Here is a 12,444-nt window from a genome sequence, read left to right on the forward strand (position 1 = left end):
TCCACCACCGTAGCCCCGGCCGGGCGCCCTCCCCGCGCTTACTTGCGACCCGCCGCCGCACACCTCCGTCCTGATAAGGCAGTCTTGTCCCGTGCCCGAACCCGAATCCAGCAACACCGAACGCCCAGCGCATGCCATCCACGCGCACTCCGCGACCCTGAAGCGGCTGGAGAAGTCGTCCGGCAGTCTCGCCGCCCAGGCCATCGCGCGGATGGACGAGACGCTGCCGTGGTACCGGGCCATGCCCCCGGAGAACCGTTCCTGGATCGGTCTCGTCGCCCAGGCCGGTATCGCGGCCTTCACCGAGTGGTTCCGGCACCCCGACGCCCCGCAGGCCATCTCCACCGATGTGTTCGGGACCGCTCCCCGCGAGCTGACCAGGGCCATCACCCTGCGCCAGACCGTCGAGATGGTGCGCACCACCATCGAGGTCATGGAGAGCGCGATCGACGAGGTCGCCGCTCCCGGTGACGAGTCGGTGCTGCGCGAGGCCCTGCTCGTGTACGCCCGCGAGATCGCCTTCGCCACCGCCCAGGTGTACGCGCAGGCGGCGGAGGCACGGGGTGCCTGGGACGCCCGGCTCGAATCGCTCGTCGTGAACGCGGTGCTCTCCGGTGAGGCCGATGAGGGTGCCGTCTCCCGGGCCGCGGCCCTCGGCTGGAATTCTCCCGAACATGTCTGCGTGGTGCTGGGTACGGCGCCCGACGGTGACAGCGAGCTGACGGTCGAGGCGATCCGGCGGGCCGCCCGGCACGCCAAGCTGCAGGTACTGACCGGTGTGCTCGGCGATCGGCTCGTCGTCATCGCGGGCGGCAACGACAACCCGCTCGCCGTCGCCAAGTCGCTGATCGGGCCGTACGCCGCCGGGCCCGTCGTCGCCGGGCCGATCGTGCCCGATCTGCTCGCCGCGACCCGGTCCGCGCAGGCCGCCGCCGCCGGACTCAAGGCATGTTTCGCCTGGCAGGACGCCCCGAGGCCGGTTCTGGCGGACGATCTGCTGCCGGAGCGCGCGATCGCCGGAGACCCGTCCGCCCGCGAGCAGCTGGTGGAGGAGATCTACAGACCGCTGGAGGAGGCCGGCTCCGCGCTCCTGGAGACGCTCAGCGTCTATCTGGAACAGGCGAGCAGCCTCGAAGGCGCGGCCCGGATGCTCTTCGTCCATCCCAACACCGTGCGCTACCGGCTCCGACGTGTGACTGACGTCACCGGCTGGTCGCCTTCGGATGTACGCTCCGCGTTCACGCTACGGATCGCGCTGATCCTGGGACGTCTGGCCGATGGAGATCCCCAAACCTAGCCTTTTGTCGGGGACCTACAATTCCCCCTCGTGTTCTTCGTCCCTGTCCCCACGGGCGGCCGTGGCCGTCCACAAGAGAGAGTGTGAGAGTGCTCGTACTCGTCGCTCCCGGCCAGGGCGCTCAGACGCCCGGCTTCCTGACTCCTTGGCTCGACCTTCCCGGGGCCGCCGACCGCCTCGCCGCGTGGTCGGACGCCATCGGGCTCGACCTCACCCACTACGGCACGCAGGCCGACGCGGACGCGATCCGGGACACGGCTGTCGCGCAGCCGCTCCTCGTCGCCGCCGGCCTCCTGTCGGCCTCGGCACTCGGTGACATCAACCCCGGTGCCGTCGCGGGCCACAGCGTCGGAGAGATCACCGCCGCCGCCTTCGCAGGAGTGCTCGACGACACCGACGCGCTGCAGCTCGTACGCAAGCGGGGCCTGGCGATGGCCGACGCCGCCGCCGTCACGCAGACCGGTATGTCGGCGCTGCTCGGCGGGGACCCCGAGACGACGGTCCCGCACCTGGAGAAGCTCGGCCTGACCCCGGCGAACGTGAACGGCGCGGGCCAGATCGTGGCCGCCGGCACGCTGGAGGAGCTGGCCGCCCTGGAGGCGGACAAGCCCGAGGGCGTACGCCGTGTCGTGCCCCTGAAGGTGGCGGGCGCGTTCCACACTCACCACATGACTCCGGCGGTCGACGTGCTGGCCGAGGCCGCCGCGGGCCTGGACCCGGCGGACCCGCTGATCACCTATGTGTCGAACAAGGACGGCCAGGCCGTGACGGCCGGCTCCGACGTTCTGGCGCGTCTGATCGGCCAGGTCGCCAACCCGGTCCGCTGGGACCTGTGCATGGAGACCTTCAAGGAGCTCGGCGTGACCGCGCTGGTCGAGGTGTGCCCCGGCGGCACCCTGACCGGACTGGCCAAGCGCGCGCTGCCCGGCGTCGCCACGCTGGCGCTGAAGACCCCCGACGACCTCGACGCGGCTCGCGAGCTCATCGCAGAGCACAGTGCCTGAGAAGGAGCCCCAGAGCATGTCGAAGATCAAGGCACCCAAGGGCGCTCCCTTTGCCCGCATCCTCGGCGTCGGCGGCTACCGCCCCGTCCGGGTCGTGCCCAACGAAGTGATCCTGGAGACGATCGACTCGTCCGACGAGTGGATCCGCTCGCGCTCCGGCATCGAGACCCGGCACTGGGCGAACGACGAGGAGACCGTCGCCGCGATGTCGATCGAGGCGTCCGGCAAGGCCATCGCCGACGCCGGGATCAACGCCGACCAGATCGGCGCCGTGGTCGTCTCCACCGTGTCGCACTTCAGCCAGACCCCGGCCGTCGCCACCGAGATCGCCGACAAACTCGGCACGAACAAGGCCGCCGCCTTCGACATCTCCGCCGGCTGCGCGGGCTTCGGCTACGGCCTCACCCTCGCCAAGGGCATGATCGTCGAGGGTTCGGCGGAGTACGTCCTCGTCATCGGCGTGGAGCGGCTGTCGGACCTCACCGACCTGGAGGACCGCGCGACGGCCTTCCTGTTCGGTGACGGTGCGGGCGCCGTCGTCGTGGGCCCCTCCGAGGAGCCGCACATCGGTCCCACCGTGTGGGGCTCCGAGGGCGACAAGGCGGGCACGATCAAGCAGACGGTGCCGTGGGACCGTTTCCTCCCCTCCTCTCGACTTCGCTCGAGCGGAGAGACCCCCACCGGCGACGTCTCGGAGCTTCCGCTCGACTCCAAGGGCGAGATCAAGTTCCCTGCGATCACGCAGGAGGGCCAAGCGGTGTTCCGCTGGGCCGTGTTCGAGATGGCGAAGGTCGCTCAGCAGGCGCTGGACGCGGCCGGAATCACCCCGGACGACCTGGATGTCTTCATTCCCCACCAGGCCAACGAGCGGATCATCGACTCGATGGTGAAGACGCTGAAACTGCCGGCGCATGTCACGGTCGCCCGCGACGTACGCACCACCGGCAACACCTCGGCCGCCTCGATCCCGCTCGCGATGGAGCGGCTCCTGGCGACCGGTGAGGCGAAGAGCGGCGACACCGCGCTCGTCATCGGCTTCGGGGCGGGTCTCGTGTACGCCGCCACGGTCGTTACCCTCCCCTAGGCACACCGTCCGGATCATCTCCGGCCGGAGTACCGCCACACCCTCTGGATACATACCGAAGGAGCGCCTGACATGGCCGCCACTCAGGAAGAGATCGTCGAAGGTCTCGCCGAGATCGTGAACGAGATCGCCGGGATCCCCACCGAGGACGTCCAGCTGGACAAGTCCTTCACCGACGACCTGGACGTCGACTCGCTGTCCATGGTCGAGGTCGTCGTCGCCGCCGAAGAGCGCTTCGACGTCAAGATCCCGGACGACGACGTCAAGAACCTCAAGACCGTCGGCGACGCGACGAACTACATCCTCAAGCACCAGGCCTGATCTTCCGATCACCTGGGCTGAAGGCCCGGTTCACCCGGGCTGACAGCCCTTGGTTCGCCTGGGCTGTATGCCCCGCCACCCGGCGGTGGCGCCGCTGAATCCTCGTATCCGTTGGAGAAAGAATTCCCGTGAGCCCGACCAATCGCACCGTGGTCGTCACCGGTATCGGCGCAACCACACCGCTGGGTGGCGACGCAGCCTCTACCTGGGAGGGCCTGGTCGCCGGACGTTCCGGTGTCCGCGCCCTGGAGCAGGAGTGGGCCGCCGATCAGGCGGTCCGCATCGCGGCGCAGATCGCCGTGGAGCCGGGCGAGGTCATTCCCCGCCCGCAGGCCCGCCGCCTGGACCGCTCGGCGCAGTTCGCGCTGATCGCGGCCAAGGAGGCCTGGGCGGACGCCGGTTACACCGACAAGGCGGGCGAGGACCCGAACGTCGACCCCGACCGGCTCGGCGCGGTCATCGCCTCCGGCATCGGCGGCGTGACGACCCTGCTCGACCAGTACGACGTGCTGAAGGAGAAGGGCGTACGCCGTGTCTCCCCGCACACCGTGCCGATGCTGATGCCGAACGGCCCGTCCGCCAATGTGGGCCTCTCCGTCGGCGCCCGCGCCGGTGTGCACACCCCGGTCTCCGCCTGCGCCTCGGGCGCCGAGGCCATCGGCTATGCCATCGAGATGATCCGCACCGGCCGTGCCGACGTCGTCGTCGCCGGTGGCACCGAGGCGGCCATCCACCCGCTGCCCATCGCCGCCTTCGGCAACATGATGGCGATGTCCAAGAACAACGACGACCCGCAGGGTGCCTCGCGCCCCTACGACGTCGCCCGTGACGGCTTCGTCCTCGGTGAGGGCGCCGGCGTCCTCGTCCTGGAGTCGGCCGAGCACGCCGCCAAGCGCGGCGCCCGGGTCTACGCGGAGGCGGTCGGCCAGGGCATCTCGGCAGACGCCCACGACATCGTGCAGCCGGAGCCCGAGGGCCGCGGCATCTCGCACGCCCTGCAGAACCTGCTCGACAACACCGACCTGGACCCGGCCGAGATCGTGCACGTCAACGCGCACGCGACCTCGACGCCGGCCGGTGACGTGGCCGAACTGAAGGCCCTGCGCAAGGTGTTCGGCGACGACGCCGACCACATGGCGGTGTCCGCCACCAAGTCGATGACGGGTCACCTGCTCGGTGGCGCGGGCGGCGTGGAGTCGGTCGCGTCCGTGCTCGCCCTGTACCACCGGATCGCGCCGCCGACCATCAACGTCGACAACCTCGACCCCGAGGCGGAGGCTGCCGCCGACATCGTCCGCGGTGAGGCGCGCAAGCTCCCCGTCGAGGGACGGATCGCTGCCCTCAACGACTCGTTCGGGTTCGGTGGGCACAACGTGGTGCTGGCGTTCCGTAGCGTCTGACGCCGGGTTCCCTCTGCTGAACGGCGTGTGGCCCGTACTCCTTGCCGGGAGTACGGGCCACACGCCGTTCGCTGTTCGGTCGTCCCCCGAGTGCGGATCGCATGGGGCTGGTCGCGCAGTTCCCCGCGCCCCTTGGGCGCGCTTCCCCCCCCAGGACGTTCGCCGGTCAGACCACCTGGTGGAGCCAGCGGACCGGGGCGCCCTCGCCCGCGTATCGGAAGGGTTCCAACTCGTCGTCCCAGGGCTTGCCGAGGAGCTTGGCGAGTTCGGCCTCGAGGTCGGTTTCGCCTCGCTGGGAGCGGAGGAGGGCGGCGCGCAGGCGGTCCTCGGGGATCAGGATGTCGCCGTGGATTCCGGTGACCGCGTGGAAGATGCCGAGCTCGGGGGTGCAGCTGTAGCGCTCGCCCTCGGCCGTGGGGCACGGCTCGGCGGTGACCTCGAAGCGCAGCATCTGCCAGCCGCGCAGCGCGGAGGCGAGCTTGGAGGCGGTGCCGACCTCGCCCTTCCAGGAGAACTCGGATCTCCAGGTGCCCGGTGAGGCGGGCTGCCGGATCCAGTCGAGGTTCACACGCGTACAGAGCACCCCCGCGACCGCCCACTCGACGTGTGGGCACAGCGCTCGGGGCGCGGAGTGCACGTAGAGAACTCCACGTGTCGTCACTGGGGCCTCCGGACAGAGCGAGACATCTTGTAACTTAGCGGAACGGCAGTGGCAGGGCGGCCACGGGGCGAGGCTACCGTGCGGCGGCGCAAGGAGTGTGACGTACCGTCGGTCCCGACGCCTGGAAACACCGAGGTTTCACCCAACGGGACGCGCGTGCTGACCGACCGTGTCCAAGGTGTGGCGCTCGACCCTGCACATCGAACGAGGGGACCAGGGGATGCGGAACCGCAGTCACCGTTCACGGGCCGTCCTCGCCGTCGCGGCGGCGGCTCTGCTGGGTGTCGCCGGGTGCGACGCCTCCGGTGGCAACTCCCCGGCGCCAAGAGGTACGACGGCCAACGCGCTGCCCTCCCCGAAGCCCACGCCCAGCTGGGACCGCAGCCCGCAGTCGGTGGCCGCGGTCGGGGACTCCATCACCCGCGGCTTCGACGCGTGCGCCGTGCTGACGGACTGCCCGGAGGCGTCGTGGGCGACGGGCAGCGACCCGAAGGTCCGCAGTCTCGCCGTACGGCTGCTCGGCACGGCCGGGGCCGCCGAGCGCAGTTGGAACTACGCGGTGACCGGTGCACGGATGGAGGACCTGCCCGGCCAGATGGCGCAGGCCGCGACCAAGAAGCCGGAGCTGGTCACGGTGATGGCGGGCGCCAATGACGCCTGCCGCTCCTCCGCCTCGGCGATGACCTCCGTCACCGACTTCCGCACCGAGTTCGAGGACGCGATGCAGACACTGCGCAGCGCCCTGCCCAAGACTCAGGTATACGTGTCGAGCGTGCCGGACCTGAAGCGGCTGTGGTCCCAGGGCCGCACCAACCCGGTGGGCAAGCAGGTGTGGAAGCTGGGCATCTGCCCCTCGATGCTGGACGACGCTGACATCCTGGACTCGGCGGCGACCCTGCGGCGCGCCCGGGTGCAGGATCGCGTGGAGGCGTACAACGAGGTCCTTCGGGAGGTCTGTGCCAAGGACCGGCACTGTCGCTTCGACGGGGGCGCGGTCTTCGACTACCGCTTCGGCACGGACCAGTTGAGCCACTGGGACTGGTTCCACCCGAGCAAGGACGGCCAGGCCCGGCTGGCGGAGATCGCTTACCGCATGGTGACGGCGGAGAAGCCGGTGGCCTGACCGCTCCCGCACAGATCATTGGCCTAGGCTTTCGATCATGCACAGCGAACTCTTCGGCACCCTTTCCGACGGCACCCCGGTCCATCGCTGGACACTGGAGCGGTCCGGCGTGCGGGTGCGGGTCCTGACGTACGGCGGGATCGTGCAGTCGCTCGAGGTTCCCGACCGATGGGGGTCCCCCCGCTCATGGGGGTCCCCCCGCTCGAGCGAAGCCGAGAATGGGGGAGAAGCCGAGAATGGGGGAGAAGCCGAGAGTGGGGAAAGGCGGGCCGTGGACGTGGTGCTGGGGTTCCCGGACCTGGCGGGCTACCTCGCCCATCCGGAGCCGTACCTCGGAGCGCTGGTCGGGCGGTACGCCAACCGCATCGCGGGCGGCCGCTTCCCGCTCGACGGTCAGACCTGCCACCTCGCCCGGAACAACGGGCCCAACTCCCTGCACGGCGGCGAACTCGGCTTCGACAAGCGTGTGTGGGACGCCGATCCGGTCGAGCACGGAGTGCGGCTGACGCGGGTCAGCCCGCACGGCGAGGAGGGCTTCCCGGGCCGTCTGGAGGTCTCGGCGACGTACAGCCTCGACGAGGACGGCACGCTGCAGATCGCCTACGAGGCGGTCACCGACGCGCCGACCGTGGTGAACCTGACGAACCACACCTACTGGAACCTGAGCGGTTCGGGAAGCGCGAGCGGGCACGAACTCCGCCTAGCCGCCTCGCGGTTGACGCCGGTGGACGCCGAGCTCATCCCGACCGGGGAGCTCGCCCCCGTCGAGGGCACACGCTTCGACTTCCGGCAGACGCGGAGGGTCGGCGCCGGGTACGACCACAACTTCGTGCTCGACAAAGGGGTCACGGCGGCGGCCGCCGAGGTCGCGGAGCTGCACGACCCCACCTCCGGGCGCGTGCTGACCGTGGCGACCACCGAACCGGGGCTGCAGCTCTACACCGCGGACCACCTGGGCGACCCCTTCGCGCCGGGCGACGGCATCGCCCTGGAGGCGCAGCACTTCCCCGACTCCCCGAACCGGCCGGAGTTCCCGAGCACGGAGCTGCGGCCGGGCGGGGTGTACAGGTCGCGGACCCGCTTCGGATTCGGCGTGCGCGACTAGGCGCTCCGGCGGCTGGGCGTTCCCGCGGCTAGGAGCTTTCGCCGCGCATCCGCTTGGTCGCCTTGCCGAGGATCGACATGGCGCCCAGGCAGATCGCGGTGACGGTGCCGCCGACGGCGATGGGGAGCGGGTCGAAGCCCTTGATCCCGTTGAAGAGGATCAGCGCCCCCAGCGCCATGATGATGGAGTACAGGCTCTGGCCGACCCGGGCACCGGCCGGAACGACCTGGAGCAGCTGCGGGATGGTCGTCGCGGCGGCGATCCCCATGCCGAGCGGCATGAACACGGCGAGCATCAGCCCGCCGAAGCCGAACGAGTTCCCGTACGCGCCCCAGTCGGCACCCTTGACGAGCAGATAACCGGCGGCGCTCAGGGACAGCAGGACCAGGACGCCGTTGACGTACGCGGCCTGCGTGGCGGCCTTGCGGGCGCTCGGCAGGTGCGCGGCCGGGGAGCGCCAGGCGTCCGGGGTGAGCCGGCGCAGCTGCTCCTTGAGGCCCCGCGCCTTCAGCAGGGCCAGCACGCCGACGACCAGGCCGACGAGGCCGAGCGCGGTCCCGGCGAAGCCGATCGGCTTCTCGGTGATGCCGTAGTGGGCGCCGCCGAAGGTCAGCGGGATGCCCAGGACGAAGCCGAACGCGTACACCTTGCTGGTCTGCTGGATCTTCAGCACCAGCTCGCGCTGACCGGCGCTCAGGTTCGGGTCCAGCGTCATCCGGGCGTCGCCCAGGTTCTGCTGAGGGGCCATCGGCTGCTGGGGCCCCGGCTGAGGCGGGTAGGGCTGGGACGGCTGTTGGGGGTATCCCTGCTGCGGAGGGTACGGCTGCTGCGGGGGGTACGGCTGTTGCGGGGGGCCTTGCTGGGGCGGATACGGCTGCTGCGGATAACCCTGCTGGGGCGGATACGGCTGCTGCGAGTGGCCTTGCTGGGGCGGATACGGCTGCTGCGAGTGGCCCTGTTGAGGCGGATACGGCTGCTGCGGGTAGCCCTGCTGCGGCGGATACGGCTGCTGCGGATAGCCCTGTTGAGGCGGGTACGGACCTTGCTGCTGACCTGGGTACATGCGCTTCTCCCCCGAACCGGCGTGTGTCGGCCCGCGAGTCTGCCACAGGTGTCCGAAAAGCCACGAGCCCCGGCCCGGAGGTCAGGTTCCGGACCGGGGCTGCTCGGTGGGGAGCTTGTCCCGGATCAGACGTTAATCGCCGCCGCGACCCGGCGGTCGTTGATCGAGCGGCCCGCCTGAACCTCGTACGAACCCTTCACAAACGCCCACGCTCTGGCGTTCTCGTCCCAGATCTCGAACGCGCGGCGCGGGAGTTCCACGACGGCCTCGACGCTCTCGCCCACTACGGCCTCGACGCCCGCGAATCCGGCGAGCCAGCGGGCGGGCCGCTCGACGTCGGCCGCCACCGGGGCCAGGTAGACCTGGACGACCTCGCGCCCGGCGCGCTCACCGGAGTTCCGCACACGGATCGTGACGGTCGTCCCGCTGATCTCGAGGGACTCGTACGTCCACTCGGTGTAGCCGAGGCCGTGTCCGAAGGGGTACGAGGGGGTCTTCCCCTCTTTCTCCCAGGCGCGGTAGCCGATGAACACGCCTTCGGTGTAGGGGAGCCGGCCGTCGGCCGGGACCACCTGGGTGACCGGGGCGTCCGCGAAGGAGCCCCAGGTGCTGGGCAGCCGGCCGCCCGGCTCGTGCGCGCCGGTGAGGACGTCCGCGAGCGCGGCGCCGCCCTCCTGGCCGGGGAACCAGCTCAACAGCACGGCGGCGACCTCGTCGCGCCACGGCAGTTCCACCGGGGAGCCGGAGTTGACGACCACGACGGTGTTCGGGTTGGCGGCGGCGACGGCGTGCACCAGCTCGTCCTGGCGGCCCGGGAGCCGGAGGTCCTTGCGGTCGAAGCCCTCGGACTCGACGCGGTCGGTGGTGGCGACCACGACGACCGCGCTGTCGGCGGCGCGGGCGGCCTCGACGGCCTCGGCGATCAGCTCGTCCGCGTCGCGCTGCGGCTCCTGGTGGGCGAGCGCAAAGCCGACGACCTTCATCGGGATGCCCTCGGGGAGGGTGACCACGTGGGTGAGAGAGACCTCGACCGGCTCACCCGCGGTCAGTTCGGCCTGGGCGCGGGGCACCGGGGCGCCGAAGAACGCCTCGAAGGGGTCGTCCTTGTCAGTGCGCTGGGCGTCGTCGAAGTACGTCGTGCCGTCGACGGTGAGGGTGAAGGCGCCCAGGCCCTTGATGCCGAAGGTGTGCGGGCCGCCGTCGCGCGGGGTGAAGGTGCCGGTCAGCTCGACGGTGTGCAGGGTGTCGTGGGTGACGCCCTCGGGGAGGTCGTCACCCATCCACTGGATCTGGCCGTTGGGCGCGGAACCGGAGCCGATGATCTCGCCGTTCGCGTCGCGGCAGACGGCGCGCAGCTCGAACCCCTTGTCGGCGACGGCGAGTTCCTCGGTCGGGTCGGCGCCGACGGCGTACGTCAGGCTGCCCTCGGGGAGGGCGGCGGTGAGGCCGTCGAGGGGCGAGACGATCCGGGCGGGGAAGACGGTGGCGGAACCGCCGCCGAGGACGCGGGCGTCGCGGGCTGCGGCACCGATGAGGGCGACGGTGCCGGGCTTCAGCGGGAGGGCCCGCCGTTCGTTCCGTACGAGGACGAAGGCGCGGCGGGCGATCTCGCGGGCCAGCGCCTCGCCGTCGACGGGGGCGGGCGGCTCGGTCACGACCGGCTCGGCACCCTCCAGGATGCCGACGCGGGCGGCCAGCCGGAGCACGTTGCGGACGGCCTCGTCGACCTTGGCCTCCTCGACCTCGCCGGCGCGCACGGCGGCGGCGAGCGGTGCGCCGTACACGGTCTGCGGGCCGGGCATGGCGACGTCGAGGCCGCCCTCGATGTCGGCGGTGGTCGAGCGGGCGGCCATCCAGTCGGAGACGTTGAAGCCGTCGAAGCCCCATTCACCGCGCAGGATCTCGTTCACGAGGTAGCGGTGCTCGGTCATCGTGGTGCCGTTGACGGAGTTGTAGGCGGTCATGATGCCCCAGGGGTGGGCGTTCTCGACGATGGCCTCGAAGGGGGCCAGGTAGAGCTCGCGCAGGGCGCGTTCGGAGACCACGTTGTCGACCGTGAAGCGGTCGGTCTCGGCGTCGTTCGCGACGAAGTGCTTGACGGTGGTGCCGACGCCGCCGGACTGCACGCCTTGCACGTAACCGCTGCCGATCCGGCCGGTCAGATACGGGTCCTCGCTGTACGCCTCGAAGTGACGCCCACCGAGCGGGGAGCGGTGCAGGTTGACGGTCGGGGCGAGCAGGACGTGGACCTTCTTGCGGCGGGCCTCCTGGGCGAGCAGGGCGCCTGCGCGGCGGGCGAGGGCCGGGTCCCAGGTGGCGGCGAGCGCGGTCGGGGACGGGAGCGCGATGGACGGGTCGTCCGCCGTCCAGTGGACTCCGCGGACGCCGATCGGACCGTCGGACACGACCAGGGACTTCAGCCCGATCTCGGGGAGCGCGGGCAGCGTCCACATGCCCTGGCCGGACAGCAGCCGCGCCTTCGCGTCCAGGTCGAGCTTGCCGAGGGCCGCCTCGACGATGGCCTCGCGGGCCCGGTCGGCCGCGACGACCGCTTCGCGGGCCTGATCGGCCGCGTCCCCGGTCTTGATCCCCGCGTTCTCCGCTGTTTCCGCCACGGCGGCACCTCCTCGTTGAAGTCCTTGGACGCCTTCATCCTGCACCCGTTACCTGTAGTGCGGTAGGTTTCGTAATCTTGCCGTTATATTCACGGAGATCGGATGCCGTACGGTGACGCCATGAGCACCAGGGCCAGAAGCGAGGAGCGGCGCGCGGAGATCGTCCGGGCGGCCCTGGAGGTGATCGCCGAGCGTGGCTACCGGGGCGCGAGCCTGGCCGCGGTCGCGGAGCGCGTAGGGCTGACCCAGCAGGGGCTGCTGCACTACTACCCGACGAAGGACGCCCTGCTCGTCGCGGTCCTCGAGGAGCGCGACCAGTGGGACGCCGTGCCGGACACCCAGTGGCGGGTCGATCTGCTCGCCTCACTGGTCGAGTACAACGCCATGCGGCCCGGGATCATCCAGACCTTCTCGGCGCTGCTCGGCGAGAGCGTCACGGAGGGGCATCCGGCGCGCGAGTACTTCACCGAGCGATACGCGCGGGTGCGCGCAAGCATGGCGGCCGTGCTGCGCGCCGAGTACGGGGAGCGGCTGCCGAACGGACTCACGCCCGAGCGCACCGCCCCCCTGCTCGTGGCGGTGATGGACGGACTGCAGTACCAGTGGCTGCTGGATCCGGAGTCGGTGGACATGCCGGGGGCGTTCCGGGACTTTCTCGCACTGCTGGGCGAGACCTGAAGCACCGACTGCCGTCTCATTGACGCCAGATGACGGTGAGCGTCGTGCTCACGGCGTAACTGATGCCAGATGACGACTCTTGCCCACGGCCTC

General features: G+C 70.8%; 11 protein-coding genes. 8 read left to right on the plus strand and 3 right to left on the minus strand.

Annotated features, from left to right (window positions below):
• Positions 1-91 precede the first annotated feature (91 nt).
• From fasR to fabF, 5 genes are all read left to right on the plus strand, one after another.
• Positions 92-1,297: a fatty acid biosynthesis transcriptional regulator FasR gene (gene fasR / locus OG390_RS16100; RefSeq protein ID WP_399074185.1), complete on the plus strand. Its 1,206-nt coding sequence runs from the start codon at positions 92-94 to the stop codon at positions 1,295-1,297.
• 89 nt (positions 1,298-1,386) lie between these two features.
• Positions 1,387-2,301 (plus strand): ACP S-malonyltransferase, encoded by a 915-nt coding sequence (locus OG390_RS16105; RefSeq protein WP_406168551.1) that lies wholly within the window; start codon positions 1,387-1,389, stop codon positions 2,299-2,301.
• Positions 2,302-2,317: 16 nt separating this feature from the next.
• On the plus strand, positions 2,318-3,385 hold the full coding sequence (locus OG390_RS16110) for a ketoacyl-ACP synthase III (protein WP_399074189.1): 1,068 nt from the start codon (positions 2,318-2,320) through the stop codon (positions 3,383-3,385).
• A gap of 72 nt (positions 3,386-3,457) precedes the next feature.
• On the plus strand, positions 3,458-3,706 hold the full coding sequence (locus tag OG390_RS16115; RefSeq protein WP_189185313.1) for an acyl carrier protein: 249 nt from the start codon (positions 3,458-3,460) through the stop codon (positions 3,704-3,706).
• A 128-nt stretch (positions 3,707-3,834) separates the two neighbouring features.
• A complete protein-coding gene (gene fabF, locus OG390_RS16120; protein WP_399074191.1) occupies positions 3,835-5,106 on the plus strand; it encodes a beta-ketoacyl-ACP synthase II in 1,272 nt (423 codons plus the stop codon).
• 166 nt (positions 5,107-5,272) lie between these two features.
• Here fabF and OG390_RS16125 read toward each other — a convergent pair whose 3' ends face one another.
• Positions 5,273-5,767: a DUF3145 domain-containing protein gene (locus OG390_RS16125; RefSeq protein ID WP_406168553.1), complete on the minus strand. Its 495-nt coding sequence runs from the start codon at positions 5,765-5,767 to the stop codon at positions 5,273-5,275.
• 220 nt (positions 5,768-5,987) lie between these two features.
• Here OG390_RS16125 and OG390_RS16130 point away from each other — a divergent pair, with 220 nt between their 5' ends.
• The gene (locus OG390_RS16130) at positions 5,988-6,890 is read left to right on the plus strand and encodes an SGNH/GDSL hydrolase family protein (RefSeq protein ID WP_406168555.1); all 903 of its coding nucleotides are present in this window, start codon (positions 5,988-5,990) and stop codon (positions 6,888-6,890) included.
• 37 nt (positions 6,891-6,927) lie between these two features.
• Positions 6,928-7,995 (plus strand): aldose epimerase family protein, encoded by a 1,068-nt coding sequence (locus tag OG390_RS16135; RefSeq protein WP_406168557.1) that lies wholly within the window; start codon positions 6,928-6,930, stop codon positions 7,993-7,995.
• Positions 7,996-8,023: 28 nt separating this feature from the next.
• On the opposite strand, the gene OG390_RS16140 is transcribed toward OG390_RS16135, so the two are convergent.
• Positions 8,024-9,058: a hypothetical protein gene (locus OG390_RS16140; protein ID WP_406168559.1), complete on the minus strand. Its 1,035-nt coding sequence runs from the start codon at positions 9,056-9,058 to the stop codon at positions 8,024-8,026.
• Positions 9,059-9,183: 125 nt separating this feature from the next.
• The gene (locus OG390_RS16145; RefSeq protein WP_406177691.1) at positions 9,184-11,646 is read right to left on the minus strand and encodes a beta-glucosidase; all 2,463 of its coding nucleotides are present in this window, start codon (positions 11,644-11,646) and stop codon (positions 9,184-9,186) included.
• 129 nt (positions 11,647-11,775) lie between these two features.
• On the opposite strand from OG390_RS16145, the gene OG390_RS16150 reads away from it, so the two are divergent.
• On the plus strand, positions 11,776-12,351 hold the full coding sequence (locus OG390_RS16150; RefSeq protein WP_406168561.1) for a TetR/AcrR family transcriptional regulator: 576 nt from the start codon (positions 11,776-11,778) through the stop codon (positions 12,349-12,351).
• Positions 12,352-12,444: the final 93 nt, after the last annotated feature.

It is taken from the genome of Streptomyces sp. NBC_00996 (assembly GCF_045162675.1).
Taxonomy (GTDB): Bacteria; Actinomycetota; Actinomycetes; order Streptomycetales; family Streptomycetaceae; genus Streptomyces.

Excerpts from the sequence above, each read along its gene's own strand:
- OG390_RS16110 (WP_399074189.1), top strand. The coding sequence starts at position 2,318 with ATGTCGAAGATCAAGGCACCCAAGGGCGCTCCCTTTGCCCGCATCCTC.
- OG390_RS16115 (WP_189185313.1), top strand. The coding sequence starts at position 3,458 with ATGGCCGCCACTCAGGAAGAGATCGTCGAAGGTCTCGCCGAGATCGTG.
- OG390_RS16130 (WP_406168555.1), top strand. The coding sequence starts at position 5,988 with ATGCGGAACCGCAGTCACCGTTCACGGGCCGTCCTCGCCGTCGCGGCG.
- OG390_RS16135 (WP_406168557.1), top strand. The coding sequence starts at position 6,928 with ATGCACAGCGAACTCTTCGGCACCCTTTCCGACGGCACCCCGGTCCAT.
- OG390_RS16140 (WP_406168559.1), bottom strand. The coding sequence starts at position 9,058 with ATGTACCCAGGTCAGCAGCAAGGTCCGTACCCGCCTCAACAGGGCTAT.
- OG390_RS16150 (WP_406168561.1), top strand. The coding sequence starts at position 11,776 with ATGCCGTACGGTGACGCCATGAGCACCAGGGCCAGAAGCGAGGAGCGG.